Origin of the sequence: Nostoc sp. ChiQUE02 (assembly GCF_034531305.2) — a bacterium.
Lineage (GTDB): Bacteria > Cyanobacteriota > Cyanobacteriia > Cyanobacteriales > Nostocaceae > Nostoc.
Window position 1 is genome coordinate 199921 of the sequence record NZ_JAVRBN020000003.1, and the last position, 17815, is coordinate 217735.

At 39.9% G+C, this 17815-nt stretch carries 19 protein-coding genes and 1 other RNA gene; 9 read left to right on the forward strand and 11 right to left on the reverse strand.

From position 1 onward, the window contains the following. Positions 1 to 38: 38 nt before the first annotated feature. The 5 genes from ruvA to RM347_RS04550 form a co-directional block, all read right to left on the reverse strand. Positions 39 to 671 carry a Holliday junction branch migration protein RuvA gene (gene ruvA, locus RM347_RS04530; RefSeq protein WP_265269913.1) on the reverse strand — a complete coding sequence of 211 codons (633 nt, stop codon included), beginning with the start codon at positions 669 to 671 and terminating at the stop codon, positions 39 to 41. Continuing rightward, positions 671 to 1429, reverse strand: coding sequence for a sucrose-phosphate phosphatase (locus tag RM347_RS04535; protein ID WP_322721506.1), 759 nt, complete (start codon positions 1427 to 1429; stop codon positions 671 to 673). The genes ruvA and RM347_RS04535 overlap by 1 nt, the downstream gene beginning before the upstream one ends. A 543-nt stretch (positions 1430 to 1972) precedes the next feature. Beyond that, entirely contained in the window at positions 1973 to 2137 is a 165-nt protein-coding gene (locus tag RM347_RS04540) for a hypothetical protein (RefSeq protein ID WP_322721507.1), read from the reverse strand. 114 nt (positions 2138 to 2251) lie between these two features. Continuing rightward, positions 2252 to 2416, reverse strand: a complete 165-nt coding sequence (locus RM347_RS04545; RefSeq protein WP_322721508.1) for a hypothetical protein — start codon at positions 2414 to 2416, stop codon at positions 2252 to 2254. Between the two features lie 260 nt (positions 2417 to 2676). Beyond that, a complete protein-coding gene (locus tag RM347_RS04550; protein ID WP_322721509.1) occupies positions 2677 to 5241 on the reverse strand; it encodes an NACHT domain-containing protein in 2565 nt (854 codons plus the stop codon). A gap of 955 nt (positions 5242 to 6196) precedes the next feature. Here RM347_RS04550 and RM347_RS04555 point away from each other — a divergent pair. Continuing rightward, positions 6197 to 6763 (forward strand): hypothetical protein, encoded by a 567-nt coding sequence (locus tag RM347_RS04555; RefSeq protein WP_322721510.1) that lies wholly within the window; start codon positions 6197 to 6199, stop codon positions 6761 to 6763. Positions 6764 to 6991: 228 nt separating this feature from the next. Continuing rightward, positions 6992 to 7231 (forward strand): hypothetical protein, encoded by a 240-nt coding sequence (locus RM347_RS04560; protein WP_322721511.1) that lies wholly within the window; start codon positions 6992 to 6994, stop codon positions 7229 to 7231. Between the two features lie 237 nt (positions 7232 to 7468). On the opposite strand, the gene xseB is transcribed toward RM347_RS04560, so the two are convergent. The 3 genes from xseB to RM347_RS04575 form a co-directional block, all read right to left on the reverse strand. Continuing rightward, positions 7469 to 7696 carry an exodeoxyribonuclease VII small subunit gene (gene xseB / locus RM347_RS04565; RefSeq protein ID WP_322721512.1) on the reverse strand — a complete coding sequence of 76 codons (228 nt, stop codon included), beginning with the start codon at positions 7694 to 7696 and terminating at the stop codon, positions 7469 to 7471. Then, positions 7689 to 9011, reverse strand: coding sequence for an exodeoxyribonuclease VII large subunit (gene xseA, locus RM347_RS04570; RefSeq protein ID WP_322721513.1), 1323 nt, complete (start codon positions 9009 to 9011; stop codon positions 7689 to 7691). The genes xseB and xseA overlap by 8 nt, the downstream gene beginning before the upstream one ends. Positions 9012 to 9499: 488 nt before the next feature. Further along, positions 9500 to 11053 (reverse strand): HNH endonuclease, encoded by a 1554-nt coding sequence (locus tag RM347_RS04575; protein ID WP_322721514.1) that lies wholly within the window; start codon positions 11051 to 11053, stop codon positions 9500 to 9502. Positions 11054 to 11567: 514 nt separating this feature from the next. Here RM347_RS04575 and recA point away from each other — a divergent pair. Continuing rightward, entirely contained in the window at positions 11568 to 12647 is a 1080-nt protein-coding gene (gene recA, locus RM347_RS04580; RefSeq protein ID WP_322721515.1) for a recombinase RecA, read from the forward strand. Positions 12648 to 12712: 65 nt separating this feature from the next. Here the strand turns inward: recA and RM347_RS04585 are convergent, their stop codons facing one another. After that, entirely contained in the window at positions 12713 to 12856 is a 144-nt protein-coding gene (locus RM347_RS04585) for a hypothetical protein (RefSeq protein WP_428850509.1), read from the reverse strand. 197 nt (positions 12857 to 13053) lie between these two features. On the opposite strand from RM347_RS04585, the gene RM347_RS04590 reads away from it, so the two are divergent. Further along, positions 13054 to 13377, forward strand: a complete 324-nt coding sequence (locus RM347_RS04590) for a thioredoxin family protein (protein WP_094327275.1) — start codon at positions 13054 to 13056, stop codon at positions 13375 to 13377. Here the strand turns inward: RM347_RS04590 and RM347_RS04595 are convergent. Together RM347_RS04595 and RM347_RS04600 are read right to left on the reverse strand one after the other, a co-directional pair. After that, positions 13364 to 13597, reverse strand: a complete 234-nt coding sequence (locus RM347_RS04595; protein WP_322721517.1) for a hypothetical protein — start codon at positions 13595 to 13597, stop codon at positions 13364 to 13366. The two genes, RM347_RS04590 and RM347_RS04595, sit on opposite strands and share 14 nt — an antisense overlap. Positions 13598 to 13713: 116 nt before the next feature. After that, on the reverse strand, positions 13714 to 15564 hold the full coding sequence (locus tag RM347_RS04600) for a S8 family peptidase (RefSeq protein ID WP_322721518.1): 1851 nt from the start codon (positions 15562 to 15564) through the stop codon (positions 13714 to 13716). A gap of 120 nt (positions 15565 to 15684) precedes the next feature. On the opposite strand from RM347_RS04600, the gene RM347_RS04605 reads away from it, so the two are divergent. From RM347_RS04605 to RM347_RS04625, 5 genes are all read left to right on the forward strand, one after another. Beyond that, on the forward strand, positions 15685 to 16116 hold the full coding sequence (locus RM347_RS04605; protein ID WP_322721519.1) for a hypothetical protein: 432 nt from the start codon (positions 15685 to 15687) through the stop codon (positions 16114 to 16116). Between the two features lie 287 nt (positions 16117 to 16403). Continuing rightward, entirely contained in the window at positions 16404 to 16670 is a 267-nt protein-coding gene (locus RM347_RS04610; RefSeq protein ID WP_322721602.1) for a YciI family protein, read from the forward strand. 37 nt (positions 16671 to 16707) lie between these two features. Continuing rightward, positions 16708 to 16804, forward strand: an RNA gene (gene ffs, locus RM347_RS04615) — signal recognition particle sRNA small type. A 25-nt stretch (positions 16805 to 16829) separates the two neighbouring features. Further along, on the forward strand, positions 16830 to 17216 hold the full coding sequence (locus tag RM347_RS04620) for a phasin family protein (RefSeq protein WP_322721520.1): 387 nt from the start codon (positions 16830 to 16832) through the stop codon (positions 17214 to 17216). Positions 17217 to 17379: 163 nt separating this feature from the next. Then, entirely contained in the window at positions 17380 to 17778 is a 399-nt protein-coding gene (locus RM347_RS04625; protein WP_322721521.1) for a hypothetical protein, read from the forward strand. Positions 17779 to 17815: the final 37 nt, after the last annotated feature.

A 17815-nucleotide genomic window follows, 5' to 3' on the forward strand; every position in this document is an offset into this window, starting at 1 on the left:
CTAATAACTAATGACCAATGACCAATGACAAATGACAATTAAACTTGTTCGCTACTGAGATGAGCGATCGCTTGTTTAATCCAATCTTCCACATAGGCGTCTTTCGGTAGTCCGATGTCTTCACTCACTACATGGAGGGCGTGACTGACCTCATGGGCGGTATATCCCAAAGCGAAGAGAGTCATTTGCACCTCTTCGAGAATTCCCGGTGCTGGTCCACCTGTGGCGACGAAGAACCCGGCTGATTTGCGCCACTCGACCAATTTGCTTTTCAGTTCCAAACAGATGCGTTCTGCAATTTTCTTACCGACACCAGGAGCCTGAATTAATATTTGTGTATTGCCAGCGATAATTGCTTGGACTAAATCTGGTAGTTCCAGAGTGTCCAGGAGTGCGATCGCTAAGGCTGCACCAATACCTGTGACAGTCAGCAAGTGGCGAAATAAATCGCGTTCGGCTGGCGAAGCAAAGCCATATAGGAAGGGCACTTCTTCGCGAATTTGGAAATGGGTAAAAATTTGCGCCACTCCTCCCGACTCTGGTAACTGGTTTGCTAGCCGTTGGGGAACTTGCAAATCATACCCCAAGCCATTCACTTCTAGAGTCAGAATCACGCGATTAGCGCCAATTGTTTGGATACCAGCGACTATACCTTTTAGATAACTAATCATTACAAGAGACCAAAATAATTTAAGCCTTCAATAATTCCACCTGCACAAAAACCTTTTGCCAGGTAGCGATGGTCAGCGGGATACTCATCGTGCCATTGGAGTAACTCTTTTCGGGCATTCCCCACAATGATTCCCCGTTCGTTGCCTACAGCAAATAAAGCAATATCATTACCTGAATCACCACAGACAACTGTTTGTTCTGCTGCAAATTTCCACTTTTGGCGCAAAAACTGCATTGCCTGACCTTTATCGCTGCTATGGGGTACAATGTCAAGGTCAATACCGCTACTGTAGATTAACTTTACATTTAATTTATATTTCTGCAACTCTGTTTCAAGTTGTGGTATTACTCTGACAGATGCATCTTGTTCTAGGAAAAAACTTACTTTGAAGGGACGCTGTTCTGAATCTGGTTGCCGAACTAACTCAGGATATTTTTTTGTAATAGATAATACCGTTTCGCGTTCCCATCCCGGAGAGAGGATTTCTGACCAACCTGAGTCTGGAGTATCAGTACCATCAAGGTAGATTTCTGTACCAACAGAAAGGACAAGAGCATCTGGTTGCAAAAGATTTTTTTGAGCTTGGAGTTCTTTGTAAAGTACAGGCGATCGCCCAGTAGAATAAACAATTTTAGTGCCGTATTCTTGGCGATGTTGACTCAGTAGTTGATTTAGTTCTGCTAAGGCGCTGTCATCGCCCACAGTGCGATAAACGAGGGTGTCATCCAAGTCAGTTACAAAAAGAAATGGTTTCATAGTTTTGATGTACCTCAAGTTTAGTAGTTGTAAAAATGTCTGAAAATCTGAAACTTAGCCGGATGCAATATTGTGCATATGTGCAGTTTTCCCAACACAGATAAAATCAGTCCTCTCAACCTTACTCACATTTTTTAAAGAAATCAGTTAAGTTCAACAGGAATTGCTTCAGCGAAAACTGATATTGACCGTGCGTTCCGAGTTAATTTACCAGATTTTGGTTCCTGTGTATTCTTACTAGTGCAATAATTTTCTTAGAGGTCTAAAAGAATTAAACTCTCTCTACTCAAAAACAACCGAATAATCTTTACTTTTTCTCGATAGCAACTGTTGCAAACTTTGAGCTTTTTAGCTCTAAAAGCCTTATCCTTTCTACTACTCTTCTATCATTCTGAAGAGAAAAAATTATCAGGTAAATGATGAAAGAAAAATTTGGGAAGGGAATTAGCAATGCCTAGCAGCAAGCCCCGCACCGCTAGGCATTCCAATCAAAATCTTAAACAAAGTTCAAGGCTCACTAGCTGAAAACCTCTCTATAAAACCTTATGCCTGTGTTTGTGCTGTAGGAGATTGCTCAAAAGCAGGTTCTATAACCCGTTCATTAGACTTTCCAGAAGTAGTATCAACTAATGGATTCGGGGTACAACAGCCGTCTTTCCACTGTTTACCTGGTTCGTGCTTACATACTTTCTTAATCTGCTTGCCCATAAAGAGTAGCCATTTTTTCCAAATGCTGTCGAGTACCTATGAATCATAGTACTAAAAGGTAATACTCGGCAACAGGCGGTAAAAAGTGGCAAAAAGCATATCCTTACAGTTTAGTTAAGCATTTCTTTCTTCTCTCAGTGTTGCGCCAGTTGCTACAAAGGGAAAAACTCCTGCAACGCAATGCAATGGCTTCTCTGCGCCTCTGTGGTAGCCTGCGGCAAGTCGCTTCTCTACCAGACGCACCGCGTAGCTTGCTTCTCCGTAGGAGTACGCGTCCACGCTAAAAAAATTGACTTTAACAAAGGGTTTTAGGCTTAACCCAAGCGTATTGTGTTATTAAAATCATCGACACCAACTGATTTTGAGAGTTAATGTCATCATTGCTTCATACAATTACGAGCTATTTTTATCCAAATATTCTATAAACTTGCGCTCACAACGAAGAATGAAGGTAGCCTTTCAAGGCTGGTCTAATGCCAACCAGTACCAACTATTATTAAGAAAATATATAATCTTAGCAAGTGTAGTTATTTTTGCTTCTAATTATCTCTATGGTTAGAAGGGAAAAGTTGTGATGGAATGCGATTATATGGTAATAACAGGTGGTCAAGAAGTTGATCGCGCAATTCTTTAGAAGAGTAGCTACCTCCCGTCATACATTCTATGAGCAGAATGTTGGCATAAACATAATCTTCCAAAGTTTTTATTTCTTCTTTTAAAAGTTTTACATCATCAAAGCCAATGTGTAAATATAGCCTCATCAATGCTTTCAACTTATTTGCCCACTCTTGCCACTCCCATTTGGGAGCATTATCAGAAGGAAAGCAATCTTGCAAGTAAGTTAGTTCATCGATTAAATCCTCGAAATTCAGTTGTCTAGCTGTAGTGATTATGTCTTCTTCATCAATATCAATCCTATTTATAATTCTAGAATCATTGCCAGAACCAGCTTGAAGAGGAAAATGCTCTTTATCAAGGGTAATTTCGCCTTTTTGCTTATTTATAGTAATTAAACCCTTGTCTTTGTCAATAGTGACTCCGCCTTGGATTAGAGAGTTAGTGACCAGATCATCACTTACGGGAAGTTCTTGTCTAAGCAACTGACTCCCTTTCTGAGGGTTAAATTCCTCTGCTTGAGCTTTACCATAGGCTTTAGCATAGCTGTCAACTAAATTAAATGCAAAATCGGATAATTGAGAACGGGGAATCTTTTTGTTCTGTTTTTGATTGAACTCTTTTAACATAGAAGCAAGTTTTTCAGCCAAGCTCAAAGTAGATTTACTTTTAGTAAGTCGATTGATATAAAGTTCAAACTCTTGGTCAACAAATAGATAAAAAGCTCTCCATGAACTCGATTTAACTGCATGTAAGTTAGTTACATCATCTAGCCAAGTCAACATATCTTGTAAAACTTTATTTTTTACTAAAATATTGATCTGGCCAAATATCAGTTTGAGAAAATCATCAGCATTTGCGAGCCGTCCTGCAATCATTAAAAATATTTCTCGCCATTGACGCTTTGTTAATTGCTGCTTAATAACTTCTTTTAAAATTTCAGGATTTCGGCTCTCTACTATGTAATTAGCAACGAAATACTCTTGAAAGGTTAAGTGTGAAAAGGAATACAAGTCTTTAGCTTGCTTAACAAGCAATCCATGATTAGCTTCAAATGTTTTCAATATTTCTTGACTATCAAAAGCAAGAGATTCTGGAGCAATTTCTAGAATGTTTTCAATATAGTTACTAATTAATTTTTCTAGTTCCCTTTGTTGCCAAAAATATTTATGAGGTTCTTGTATAAAAGCCTCATAAGCTATTTTACTTAACAAATTTACTTTTCGTAGAGGTATATTCAATTTGTTAATTGAATCACGATCTATTCGTCTACTAGCATCCCATTTACGTAAAAGTATATTTACAGCATCTTCAGTCAGTGAATATTGATTTTTCGGAAATTCATAGTTATCTTCAAACACCAAGCACAACATAGTTAGTAGCAATGGATTTGTAGTTAACTCTTTGATTGACCTATTTGTTTCTATTTTTTCTAAAAATTCGTCTCCTAATCTCGATTCTTGGCGGTATTCAAACCATCTTTTCACAAAAAGTAAAACTTGGTTTTCATTGAAATCTGCCATTTCTACTTCTGTGAATTGTTCAAATGTATACTCAGAAGCTCCAGAACGGCAAGTTATTACAAATCTATTTTTTGAAAACTGTTCTACAAAAGTAGTAATATTTCGATATATTCGGTTACTTTCGGTCTCTGCAACCTCATCTAAACCATCTAATAAAATCAAGCAACGACCTAGATCCAAGAATTCCTGAACGAGTTGAGTAGGCTCAGAAACGCATGTTATAAATTCTCTTTTAATTACATCAATAAGATTTGGTTTAGTTTCTTCGTCTGCAAATGCCTTTAATGAAATAAAAATTGGGATAGTTTGCTTTCCTATTTCTGTAGCGAAATGCATAGCTAGGTGCTTAAGAAATGTAGTTTTTCCTGCTCCTGGACTACCCCATATTAATAGATTTTTATAACGATTTACTGCATCTAAAGCTCTAATATTATTTTCGATAATCCTATGCTTAGGATTGCTAAAACTTATTAGATTACCAGATACATTAGCTAGAAGTTCTTCAATTTTTTTTGGTTTCTTTGCTTTAACAGTTTCCAAAATATTTACATTCGCATAAATACTATTTAGCTGCACTGGTTGAGTCATAGTAAGCACTTTCATCGTGCCACACTTTGTTTCTATATATTGCTTATAGCGTTCAATCCACTCTGCATTCACATCAGAATCTGACTGCTCTACTTCTTCTAAGCCAGCTTGTTGTCTTAAAGCTTCTTGATAACTTTCGCATTTCAGTAATACCCCGCATAAGAAGTTAAGATTCTTCTCTTGCATCTTCATTGGTTCAGTGTTGTTGAAAAAGTTGCGGATAGTTTTGTCTGAAATAACATCTTTTGAATTGTTTATTTTATCTTGATAGACACGATTCAGTTCAGTAATCAAAAGCTTTGGAGATCCACCAAACTTTTCTATATAAGCTTGTTTTAATTTTTCAAATACTTTTCGATCAATTGTGATTGCTGTCATTTATGCCCTCTTTCTTTACCCTAATTTGTTGAGTATTATAGAAAATCAAAGTATATTTATACACAATCAAGATTGAGTGAATAGTAGTTGTAACAGAAAACAAGTCATTGATCAGATAACTATAGCTTGGGTGCATCCCAGTTTTTATTTTTTGATGAAATAATAAAATTTAACATGTCATTGCGAGGAACGAAGCAATCCCAGCCATTGCGATTGCTTCGTTCCTCGCAATGACGGAAGATTGTTAGATTTTGCAAAAGTGGGATGTTCCCTATAGCTTTACCGTCTATCCAAACCTGCTCATAATCTTTGCTTAAGCATAAAATATGACCTTGAGTATCTCTTACGATATTCACAAGCTATAAGTGTCCAATTCGTTCAGTTGCTAGAATAAGAGGCTTGGTAAGTTACCATTCGGCTTATATATGGTAAATGTTGTAGACTTCTAAAGCCATTATTATATAAATTTTCGAGTATAAATACTCATAGCGCTAGTTCTCTTTTATCTAAAGCTTGAATTTTATATTTGTTTTATAAAGAAACTTTTAGCAGTGCATGAGTAAGCTGGGTGCTTGTAATTAATATACTAAAAGTTTTAGTCTAAGGAATATAAAGTTTTAAGTAATTCAAACTTGAAGTGTATTGGAACAGTAAAAAGTAATTATTAATACTGAGTAACTTCAACTATACTTAATACTATTTTCTCTTATTGCCAGCCAAAATCGATATTTGTAGGGGAATTTTGCTCTGGTTTTAGGAGGCTCGTCAAAGTTGTGGTGCTATTGTTACTCCTAAAGATAGTGTTCACCCTCAAAAATTTTGCTTGTAGATGTAGAAAATTATGCTTGTAGGGGGATATACCTTAGGTAGAAATCTTGTTAGTTTAAAGTTAATTCCGCCAGATACCGCTCGTTACCGCTTAATTCCGCATGTTTTTGAAATAGTAAGCATATTTATGAGTAACAGTACGATCGCTACTAAGGCACAGGCAAATCATATCAATCAGCGATTTGAACTATTTAAGTCTAGTCTCTCCATTGAGTTCAAGTCATACCTCAAGAAAACACTTGATTTGACACAAAAATTCAGTCAAGGTGGACTTGACCAAAGTATTATAACTCAAGCTTTTCAAGACATTGAAGATAACGCCAAAAATCAGCGTCTGCTCTTAGAGAAACTCTTAAACTGGCGTCTTACTTCTAACGAACTTGCTCCGAGTTTCTCTATTAAGCAATCTCAGATAGATCACATCAACCAACAATTTGAACGATTTAAGTCTCCACTCTCTGTGCAGTTGAGGTTGTCTTTACATTCCATACTTTGTTCAACTCATCTTGTCCTTCAAAGTCGGCTTGACCAAAGTAGTAAAGTTCAAAAAGCTTTGGAAGACATTGAACAGAATGCTAAACTTCAGAGTCTGCTCTTGGACAAACTCCTAAACTGGTGTCTTGCTTCCAACGAACTCGACCTTGAAGTTTCTAGTGAACCATCAATAGCAATTAGCCATAAGACTGGTATTTGAAATAGAGGTCATGCCAAAACATGTGCAAAGTGAAGCGCAGTATTAAGAAAAGTAAAGCAAGTTACAACTCTTTTTGGGACTCTGGATAGATTCCCAAATGAAAAAGCCCGAAACCCAAGTTATAAATTGTAGGCTTCGAGCTAGCTATTTTATTTCTTAAAATTAGCTTATCACAAAGACTTATAACTTAACTGTTTTTGTGTCGGCTTTTTTGCTCTTGGCTAGTCTATGGATAATAACTTGGGTTCGGGATTCACTTACAAACAAGGAGAAAAAACAGTGAATCTCAATCGCCACAGTAGTTGGATTTTCCTCTACTCATTTGTCTTAGCGACCTTATTAGCTGTTCTAGCTGGGTTTGATGGGATAGTCACCGTACAAACCACGCCTTTTGGTTTGAAAGTAGTAGTAGACAGTCATTCAACTGATTGTCTAATTGACTCGCAGCTACCAAATAATAATGGATAGTCTCTGCTCAAAATCTTAAGCGAAGGAATAGCTTAGTAATGATACAATTATACCCTGACGTTGCTGTCAGGGTTTTTTGTAAATCTGTAGTTTGATATCGTTCGTTGAATTAAGAGAATACTTAGCACAAAGAAAAGGCAATAATTTCATTGTTCCAAAGACTAACTCTGAGACTTGACGCGATCGCCTGACAGTTTGACTCAAGTTAGATAAACAAGTCCCTAAATCCCATAACTGCTACTCATCACTCAAAGTTTCAATCAACAAATCCACCTGCTGCTGTCGCTGCTGCAAAAAACTTTCGCACTGACGCAAATACTCAACAGCAGTTGCAAATCGCTCAAACACATCTTCCAATTCCAACTCACCCGCCTCAATACGAGCAATTATTCCTTCTATTTCAGCAACCTTCGCCTCATAATTCCAACCTTCCTCAGAACTAGAAGCACCCTTACGTTTAACCATTCAACTCTCGGCGTCCTTGGCGTCTTGGTGAATCAGCGCTGTAGGCGGGTTTCCCGCCGTAGGCGACTGTGAACCCGGAGGGCGGTTCGTTTATTTCCATAACTTTTACTTTAACTCCACCCTGCCCCAACTGAATTACTAACTCTTGCCCCACAGCCAACTCTGCCGCAGAACGAGCGATCGCCCCATCTTCCCGCCTTACCACCGCATAACCACGCTGCAACACAGCTTTCGGGTCAAGACTAGCCAACTTTTGCCGCAACAATTCTAGATGCTGTGTTGCTTGTTGCGATCGCCCCGTCGTAATTTGCACCAATTGCTGACGCTTCCAAACTAGCTTGTCTACCTCTTGCTGCACTTGCCGATCTAATCGCAAACGTCGCAAACGATTCCGCAATACTTGCAGTTTATTCTCAGCAGTTTCCCAAGAGTCATGCACTGCCTCATGTAAAGCCACAATTCGCTGCCGATGCTCAGTATACAACTCTGAAAGTGCTGGCACAACTCTTTCCGCCGCCGCAGTTGGTGTATGTACACAAGCATCTGCAACTAAATCTGCTAAAGATTCATCTCGTTGATGGCCGATACCAGTAATTACAGGAATAGAACAAGTAGCCAGCGATCGCACCACTCGTTCATCATTAAAGCAAGCCAACTCCTCAACCGCGCCACCACCCCGCGATAAAATTAGCACTTCGGCGCGACCATCTCTTTCCACCCGCTCAATTGCTTTGACGATAGATTCAGGTGCTTGCTCACCTTGTACTGTCGCGGGAGAAAATAAAACGTGTAAACCTGGATACCTTTGCTTGAGAGTTTTTTGAATATCGCCCCAAGCAGCAGCCGTTGGTGAAGTGACGACAGCGATGGTTTGGGGGTGGGTTGGGAGCGATCGCTTTCTTTGAGCATCGAATAACCCCTCAGCCAGCAAGCGATTTTTTAGTTGTTGATAGCGCAGTGCCTGTAAACCAACACCAGCAGGTAGAGTCTGCCAAACCGATAACTGATACTCTCCCCGTTGCGGATACACGCGAATGCTGCCCAAAATAATTATCTGCTCACCAGTAACAGGTATCTGGGCGAGTTTTGGCAATTGGCTATTCCATACTACACACTTAATTCCAGCGGTGCGATCGGTATCTTGCAGCGTGAAAAATAAACCACTGCGATGGTGGTTAGCACTGGAAACTTCTCCAGTTACCCAAACTTGCCGCAATTGTTCATCTTGCTCTAACAGCAAGCGGATATAGTCAGTTAATCCAGATACTGAAAGTGCAGTATCAAGAATGAGAGAGTCGGGAAGGTCGAAAGTCATCAAAGATGCCTGAAAGCATTTGTGCTGGAGCGATTCTAGCATTTTAATGAAAACCAAAGGTTAACCCAGTAAACGCTCCAATCTTTTGTAGACATCATCACTCACCATTGCGCTTACCGACTAAAATGACTTCTACTAAATTTTGATCGGGAAAATACCTGTTAATAATTCAATATTCAGCACTATCAACTCGATATAAACCCTAATAACCAGATAGCTGCTCACTATCAGCGGGTAAAGGCTCAACATTCAAAGCCAAAACCTTTTTTGCAATCTGCGCTGGTATTTTAGGCTGTAAACTTGCTGATTGTTTACATAAATAGAATAGTTATTATAGATGGGAATTCAGCAATGAAAATAGCTTACTATTTTGTTACGATCAGTTTATGATTGCTACTCCTGTTGTCGATGCCCTCAACGAGTTAACTATATAGCTGTTGAATGAGCAGAGCATTGGAATTTTGGTTAAGTAAAAATATTTGAATCACTTAATTTTTATATCCTGTATTACAGTATGGATGAGTTATCTGTCCGTTATCTATACTCGCCAATCCGCCATCTTCTTTACGCTGAATATGATCAATCGAAATTGAGTTTCTATGGATAAAGCCATTGCATATTTTACATTTTAGTGCATTTTTTAATGCATCTTTTATATAAATCTCACTTTTTTTATTTGTATTGAAATCTTGTGCGGATGAAGTGATTTCTTGATTTATTGTACGAATAGTCAAATACTGAAAATCATTGCTAGATATAATCTCATGTATAATATTTTCAATTGTTTTTTCCGTTTGTAAATTAGCTACAATTTTCTGAAACATTTTTGATACATCTTTGTAGCTTTTTTGAACAGACCTATATTTTAAATAAATTTGCTGAATTAAGTAATCATATTTTATGAGGAATTCCTCAAATTGTTCTCGTACTTGAATGAAGTCATTTGTTTTTCTTCTTTTATCAAGTTCCATTACAAAATCAGCAACAGCCAGTAAAGACACTGTTCTATGTCGTCCATCTTTTGAGTAAAAGTATATAACTGGATGTAACCCCAAAGATGATGAATGGTTACTATTTAATCTATACACAATTTTTCTGGTATTCTTTAAAATTTGTATTGTTTCTTCACCCGTTAAGTCATTATTAATTCCCTTATTATTAAAATCTAGATTGTTAACGACATTTACAAAATCTAAAATTAGTGGTAATGTTTGCGATGAATATAGTTTTCCTCCAACTGGTATGTCCAGAGTTTTTATAGGAGTCTTTAACTTAGGCGCAAAAAGTATCTCATTAATCTCTTTAGCTATTTCTTGTATTTGATATTGTGTTTCATCTGAAAAAGATGACCAATATTTATGCCCTTTACCGCTTCTGATAATTGCACGCGCCGCAATACTGTTAGGCTTTTTCCTAGATTCAAGAAGTTTTAGTTCAGTTTTATCAATTGGTGCTGCTTGTTGATTAATTTTGAAGAATGAACTTTCTGCTTTAGTAGCATCACCTTCAACCCATTGAAGCTGAATTGCCACAGCTGCTAAATTTTTAGCATATTTGACAACTTCGGGTTTAACTTTATCAGGATATGTGGAAGCCAACCTAAAATCTTCGTATGAGCCAACCGTCTTGTTTACTAATTTTCGTGTTTCTTGAGCAATTTCTACTTGTTCATCAGAAATCACCCCATCATAAAAAAGTTTTGAAATTTTACCATCACCATAATCATCATTTACCCAAGCAGATAAAGCACTTAATCTATGGCTACCATCAATTACAAATAAGTAGCCACCTGTACTTCGCCATAAAATAATTGCTGGTATTAAATCGCCCTCAATAAAACTCTTGACAAATTCACAAATTCTATTTTTGTCCCATTCGTTAGTTTCTCTTTGAAAATCAGGTTTTCTGATGTTTGAAAAGAAGAATGAGTCTATTTTAAGGTCTTCAATAGAAATTGTTTCTTTTTTCTTACCTAGATTAATATTTTCTTCCACATCAAAATCTTCTCGTGGAATCAAAGCATCTAGATTAACTTTAGCCATGATGTTCTCCCCCATACCCTAATATTGGTACAATTATACGTCAAGCTCATAGGCAGCAAGTACGACTGAGCATCATAGCCTCTCAAAGCTGAAATTCACCTAAAGCATTGAAAATTCCTTCACTATTACCATAGAAGCTTTCTACAGCTTACCCGAACCCTATGAAGTCGCTGTAGATGATATACTGACTGGCATAGCGATCGCTCCTAATTTAGCAACCTCTGCAAATACTCACGAGTACGGTTCTACTGAGAGTGTTGTTTAGGTAATTTATTTTTTCTTTGAAAACCCCTTGCTTACCCAGCCAAAAAAAGCTATCTCTGAATGCAAGTTGGTATCATTGTGCAAGACTACCCTAATCTGGTAGCGATCGAGTTACGATCTTGTCACACCCCTTTTTTGATTTGAGAAGTCCTATTCCAGAATTTTCTGGTTAAAATAGTATATCTGTTCTACTCAAACTCCCAGAGCAACACTCCTTAAAACCATATATTAAGAGGCATTAGACGCAGGAATGGCTATCAACACCGATACTTCTGGCAAGCAAAAAGCGCTGACGATGGTGCTCAACCAGATTGAGCGCAGCTTTGGTAAAGGAGCAATCATGCGCCTGGGCGATGCCACCCGGATGCGGGTGGAGACCATTTCCAGTGGGGCGCTTACTCTAGATTTAGCATTGGGTGGTGGTTTACCCAAGGGTCGGGTAATTGAAATTTATGGGCCGGAAAGTTCTGGTAAGACTACAGTAGCGCTACATGCGCTCGCCGAAGTGCAAAGAAATGGCGGTATTGCTGCCTTTGTTGATGCAGAACACGCCCTTGATCCTACTTATGCTGCGGCATTGGGTGTAGATATTGACAATTTGCTGATTTCCCAACCTGACACTGGCGAATCAGCTTTGGAAATTGTCGATCAGCTTGTTCGGTCTGCTGCGGTTGATATTGTAGTCATTGACTCAGTAGCAGCACTGGTTCCCCGTGCTGAAATTGAAGGCGATATGGGTGATGCCCACGTTGGTCTGCAAGCGCGGTTAATGAGCCAAGCTCTACGTAAAATTACTGGGAATATTGGTAAATCTGGTTGCACGGTAATTTTCATCAACCAGTTGCGGCAAAAAATCGGTGTTACTTACGGTAGCCCAGAAACTACTACTGGCGGTAACGCATTGAAATTTTACGCTTCGGTGCGCTTGGATATTCGCCGAATTCAAACCTTGAAAAAAGGTACAGAAGAATTTGGTAATCGCGTTAAAGTTAAAGTCGCCAAAAATAAAGTAGCACCGCCTTTTAGAATAGCGGAATTTGACATTATTTTTGGTAAAGGTATTTCTACCTTGGGTTGTCTTGTTGACTTAGCAGAAGAAACTGGCATTATTGTCCGCAAAGGAGCTTGGTATAGTTACAACGGCGATAATATCTCCCAAGGACGAGACAACGCCATTAAGTATCTAGAAGAAAAGCCCGAATTTGCTGACGAAATTAAGAAACTGGTGCGTGAAAAGCTAGATAAAGGCGCTGTTGTTTCTGCTAACTCTGTAGCTAAAGCCAGTGAAGAAGATGAAGAGGAAGAAGTCGATTTAGAGCCAGAAGAATAAGGAATGTGGATTTATTAATCTGCAATTGCTAATAGATGGTGCGTTACAAAGACAGATGACGCACCTTATTTTTTCCCAAAATCGAGCGAGAGTTGGGCATTGTTAAATACAAACCCAAATCCAGACAGCGAAAAGCTTTGAACTGATATCCACACCATACTTGATATTTTGGCGTAGGCGTAGCCCGTCGTAGACATCGCTGTTATCATCAATGGTCAGAGCCTGGGAATGCAGTACTAGAGGCAGAGCTTCCCAAAAAATTGCCTTCCCTACTAGAAGCCGGGAAGGAGGAGAAAATACTGGATCAGGGTTTCAATCTTAAGTTGACACGAATGACCAGCTATATGCTAATATTTCATGGCATTATGCTAAAAAACTTTGCCTAAAATCAAAGAGTCACCAACCCATGAGTTTAGCTGTAATTAAGTTCTCTTCAGAAGAGTGCGGCATCTGCCACAAAATGTCTTTTTATGACAAAAAGGTGGCTGAAGAACTGGGTTTAGAATTTATCGATGTAAAAATGCAAGATACGACTGCTTACCGCAAGTATCGCAAGATTTTATTGACTCAATATCCCGATAAATCAGAAATGGGATGGCCTACTTACATCATCTGCAATTCTCCAGAAGGAGAATTTCAGATTGTGGGTGAGGTAAAAGGAGGTCATCCCAAAGGGGAGTTTAGAAGCCGTCTGCAAGAGGTTCTGAATTCCACAGCTAATCAGAACTAATTACCTCAAAAGATTTGACCTCTAGGACAGGGCCAATCATGGCGGTAGTCATGATATCTTCGCGCACCTGTCCTTTAACTTTTGCCTTTTGTCCAGCTTTAAGTAAATCTTTGTCAGCCCCTCTGAGGATTTCGTAAGTAACACCCTCTTCTGTGACTAACGCCCATGCGCCTGTGCCAATATCACGACGTTCGATTGTACCTGTAAGTGTGGTGCTCATAACAGTGCTGAGTTGGGGAATGGAGACTGGGGAATGGGGACTGGGTAATGAGGACTGGGGACTAAGAAAGAATTTTCCCAATCACTAGTCCCAGTTACTTAGTCCACAGTACCCTTCTATGCAATTTTTTCTTCGTTTTTCAATGCTAAACGAGCAAGTCCACAACAGATTAGAGCGTTGGCAATGAGGAAGAGGCGTGCCAAGTTACCACTTCCCAACCCCCAAACTGCCGGATCGAAAAACGCACTTGTAGTTAAGCACGCTGCTACACCTAAAGTTGAACCAATGGCAAACCATCTCCAACTAGGATGTCCCAGCAGCAATGCCATTAAAACAATGGGAATCAGTACGCTAGCAAACAGAGGATTCAACGCATCAGTTCCCTGGAGGGTATTGCCTAGTTCGGGAATTGAACTGCCCAAAACCCGGAAAGGCCATTGGGGAAGATCAAAAATATAGATTCCCTTGAGGAAGAATAACCCAGAACTGCCGGCAATTAGTCCACTCGATAAAGACCAACTCCAAGTGAAGGGGAAGTAAACGCGTAGAAACCAAGCCAGCAGATAGGAACCAACTACCATTAAAATCTTGGGTAAGAGTGCGATCGCACCACCATCAATCCAAAAGCCGGGATTAAGATAGCCGCTATCCCGTAACCACCGGAAGAAATCTGAAAAACTGATTTGTCCGCTAAAGGCTAGTTTGACTGCTGCTTCTGCATTGAGTTGTCCAGCGCCATAATAGTTCAAACCATCATCCTGAATAACTCGTGCGGACTGTTTGAGAACTTTTAAAACTTCATCTGGTTCTTTGATACCAGCAGCTTTGATTAATGCCGCAACACCAGCAACGTGGGGAGAAGCCATACTTGTACCCTGGAAGCCCAGAAATACGCCTTCGCCCTTTTCGTCGATGGTTTCTTGGAGAATCTTACCAGCTTCACTACCACCAGGAGCAGAGATATCTACCCCGGCACCAAAGTTAGAATAGGGTGCTCTTTCGCCATCTGGGCCAATTGCCGAAACACCGATAACGTAGGGATAGCGGGCTGGATAGCTTGCTCCATTGGCGTTTTCATTCCCGGCTGCGGCTATAATAACTACACCTTTTCGATGGGCATAGTCGATCGCTTCTTTCATCAACTGGCTTTCACCAGTACCACCCAAGCTCATATTAATCACATCTGCGCCTTTATCAGCAGCAAATTTAATCGCTTCGGCAATATCGGCAACAGTACCACCGCCGTAAGAACTGAGTACCTTCAGTGGCATCAGACTGGCTTCATAAGCAATTCCAGCTACGCCATATTTATTATTTGTGGCTTGGGCAATAGTTCCGGCAACATGGGTACCGTGGCCGTTATCGTCTGTGGCTTCTTCTCGGTCGTTAACAAAATCATAGCCCTTGACGAATTTTGTCTCATACAAGTCGCGAACCTTGGTAATCCCGGTGTCAATCACTGCAACTGTGATGCCACTACCTTTAGTTTGACTCCATGCGCCTTCAATACCGATTTTGTGCAAGTTCCACTGCTTGCTGTAATATTGGTCATTGGGGCCAGTTAATGAAGGGCTTGCTTCTTCATCTTCTTGGGGTCGCAAAAATTCTCCCAGCCAAGCGGCTTCACCTGGTTGTGGAATCTTGTTGTAGATATAGTTTGGTTCAATGAATTCTGTCGCTTGGGCAAACTGAGATTTTTTCAGTTCTTGAAGCCGTTGCCGATCGCCCTTGATAATATACACATTATCTTTTTTGGAAAACTTGTTGTCTAATTGGGGTGTAACGTTGTATTGTTTGGCGATCGCTTGCAGATTCTGTTCCACCACAACTGATGGAATATCTTCCCGAAAATCAAGCAAAATCGTCTCAAACTCTCCTTTAGCTGCCAATCCCTGGAAATTCAGGAAACCATATATGGCAGCTCCCAGCCCAATGACAAACAAGCACAATAATATAAGTTTTCTCATATTAACTCATCACCGCTTTTTGCCAGTTTGCTCACTACCATAACTTATCTGCATCACTTGTTGGTGGATTTTGCACTTTTAGTTACAAGTTTCACTCAGGATTCAGGATTTTTTTAAACGATGGAACGTGGTCTTTTGTGGTTACCCCTGTTAGTAATGTTTTTCTGGTTGGCTTGGCAAGGCTCGAAGGAGTATCAAAAAGTTGAAGCCTATCGCGCCTGGGCAGAGCAATTTGAACGAGCTAAGTATGATATTTATGCTGTATTAGGTCAAAAAGGCAACAATCTAACTTGGGGAAAACCTACGCCTAAAGGCCCGATTAAACTAGAAACATTCTCTTTGCTTGATGTCAAACAAATCCAGTTTTTAGTCAATGACAAATTAGTAGATGTAGAGAATCCACCGGAAAAAGGCCGTTCTATAGAATTAGAATTTCTATTTTCCGAATCTACTAACTCAGTGCGGGTTCCGTTTACAGAAATCCCTTTGGCAGCAGAATGGGGTAAGTTTTTGCAGGGAGTATTACAAGAATTGCGATCGCAACCACAGTAGTAGTTATATTGAATCCCTAGTGATTAATCTATAGCCTGATTGCTGTTTCTGGGTACAAAGCTATCCTTGTTGAGGAAGAGTGCCCAGATTTTGGCGTTGCAAAACAGTGAAATGAATTGGGGCTAGCTCTTGAGGCAGAGGGAGCAGGGGGAGAAATTTTGAAAGTTGCTAAATCATCCCGCTTTCTCTGCAATGTCCAGATTCTTGATTAAATTGCTACTCATTTGCTATTCAAAAATAGTAATAACTAAAGCAGGATGTCTGTTGCAACTGGAGTTAAAAAGCTTATGCCTTGGTTTGTAAAGATTGAAGAAGGCAAAGTCGATAAACCTACCTTTGACCAATATGTACCTGCCCACAAAGCCTACATTCAGGACTTGATTGCTAAAGGACACAAAGCCCGAACAGGGTATTGGGCAGAGCAAAGAGGCGGGATGTTGCTGTTTGAGGCAGCCTCAAAGGCTGAGGCAGAAGCAATTGTAGCTGATGACCCATTGGTGAAACACGGCTGTGTCAACTATCAGCTTTATGAATGGCGAATTGTTATGGAATAACACACACTTACTGGTTTTTAATGTTATGCTTTTAGAAGACCTGGATCTATGCGACTGCAACACCCAAATCTTGTCAGAACCGGAAGGTAGCAGCAACACGGGAGGCTTGTGGTAGGCGTAGTCTCCGGGTCGCCCTATTTTTAGGAGCGTTCAGCAACAATGCCTGGTTTTGGAGATATTGTTCAAAAAGCTTTTTACCTCGGTGTTGGATTAGCTTCTTACGCGGGTGAGAAAGCAGGGGGAAAATTAGCCCAAGTGCGATCGCAAGTCCAAAAACTGGCAGATGAAATGGTGGCGAAGGGCGAAATGAACACAGAAGAAGCCCGCCGCTTCGTTGAAGACATGATGAAGCAAGCCCAACAGGCCCAAGCATCTGCTGAAACCTCTGAGAAAACACCCCCTTCTGAACCTCGCCGCATTGAAATTTTAGAGGAAGATGAAGAGCCAACGGTGAAAGAGGCATCAAGTGATGAGAATGTAGATAAGTTACGTCAAGAAGTGCTAGACCTGCAAAACGAGTTAAAACGATTGCAACGCGATCAATAAAAAGCATTCAGCATTCTTTGATCGAAATATAAATAATAAGTGGCAATTTGACATGGCACTTCAGATAGAAACTTGATAAGATACATTGCCTAGTGTGTAATTTAGTGCTTCAAGCCAGATAACACAAAGCGTCCTGTTTATAGCCTGCAAAGGTGTCAAGTTTATGGAACAGTGGCAAAAAGATTTAGTAGAAATCGTTGAAACAGTGGCTGATGAAGTAGAGCGTTTCTTCCTGGGAATGAGTGAAGTGGTAGAAGCATTTTTTGAGCTAACGGAAGAAGTCACCGAGCAAGTACACAGTAACATTATCACTGAAGTCGATCAGTATTTACAGGATTTGGCTGAACCGATGTTAGAAGCTTACTGGGAACTGGAAGACATTGTAGCAGATGTAGATCCGGGTTTTCCTTATTCAGTTGAACCCACAGCCGAAAAAAATCCTGCCTGCATTGGTTGTACTCACTACCACGGTCAAGTTTATGGTGGTAATTTGTTAGTTTGTGCTATGCATCCCCACGGTTGTGAAGATGAGAATTGTCCAGATTGGGAGAAGGAAGAGTAGAGACGCGATTAATCGCATCTGTACAAGATTTTGGAGT

Coding starts and splice junctions, on each gene's coding strand:
- ruvA (WP_265269913.1), bottom strand. CDS start 671: ATGATTAGTTATCTAAAAGGTATAGTCGCTGGTATCCAAACAATTGGC.
- RM347_RS04535 (WP_322721506.1), bottom strand. CDS start 1,429: ATGAAACCATTTCTTTTTGTAACTGACTTGGATGACACCCTCGTTTAT.
- RM347_RS04540 (WP_322721507.1), bottom strand. CDS start 2,137: ATGGGCAAGCAGATTAAGAAAGTATGTAAGCACGAACCAGGTAAACAG.
- RM347_RS04550 (WP_322721509.1), bottom strand. CDS start 5,241: ATGACAGCAATCACAATTGATCGAAAAGTATTTGAAAAATTAAAACAA.
- RM347_RS04555 (WP_322721510.1), top strand. CDS start 6,197: ATGAGTAACAGTACGATCGCTACTAAGGCACAGGCAAATCATATCAAT.
- RM347_RS04560 (WP_322721511.1), top strand. CDS start 6,992: ATGGATAATAACTTGGGTTCGGGATTCACTTACAAACAAGGAGAAAAA.
- xseB (WP_322721512.1), bottom strand. CDS start 7,696: ATGGTTAAACGTAAGGGTGCTTCTAGTTCTGAGGAAGGTTGGAATTAT.
- xseA (WP_322721513.1), bottom strand. CDS start 9,011: ATGACTTTCGACCTTCCCGACTCTCTCATTCTTGATACTGCACTTTCA.
- RM347_RS04575 (WP_322721514.1), bottom strand. CDS start 11,053: ATGGCTAAAGTTAATCTAGATGCTTTGATTCCACGAGAAGATTTTGAT.
- recA (WP_322721515.1), top strand. CDS start 11,568: ATGGCTATCAACACCGATACTTCTGGCAAGCAAAAAGCGCTGACGATG.
- RM347_RS04585 (WP_428850509.1), bottom strand. CDS start 12,856: ATGATAACAGCGATGTCTACGACGGGCTACGCCTACGCCAAAATATCA.
- RM347_RS04590 (WP_094327275.1), top strand. CDS start 13,054: ATGAGTTTAGCTGTAATTAAGTTCTCTTCAGAAGAGTGCGGCATCTGC.
- RM347_RS04595 (WP_322721517.1), bottom strand. CDS start 13,597: ATGAGCACCACACTTACAGGTACAATCGAACGTCGTGATATTGGCACA.
- RM347_RS04600 (WP_322721518.1), bottom strand. CDS start 15,564: ATGAGAAAACTTATATTATTGTGCTTGTTTGTCATTGGGCTGGGAGCT.
- RM347_RS04605 (WP_322721519.1), top strand. CDS start 15,685: ATGGAACGTGGTCTTTTGTGGTTACCCCTGTTAGTAATGTTTTTCTGG.
- RM347_RS04610 (WP_322721602.1), top strand. CDS start 16,404: ATGCCTTGGTTTGTAAAGATTGAAGAAGGCAAAGTCGATAAACCTACC.
- RM347_RS04620 (WP_322721520.1), top strand. CDS start 16,830: ATGCCTGGTTTTGGAGATATTGTTCAAAAAGCTTTTTACCTCGGTGTT.
- RM347_RS04625 (WP_322721521.1), top strand. CDS start 17,380: ATGGAACAGTGGCAAAAAGATTTAGTAGAAATCGTTGAAACAGTGGCT.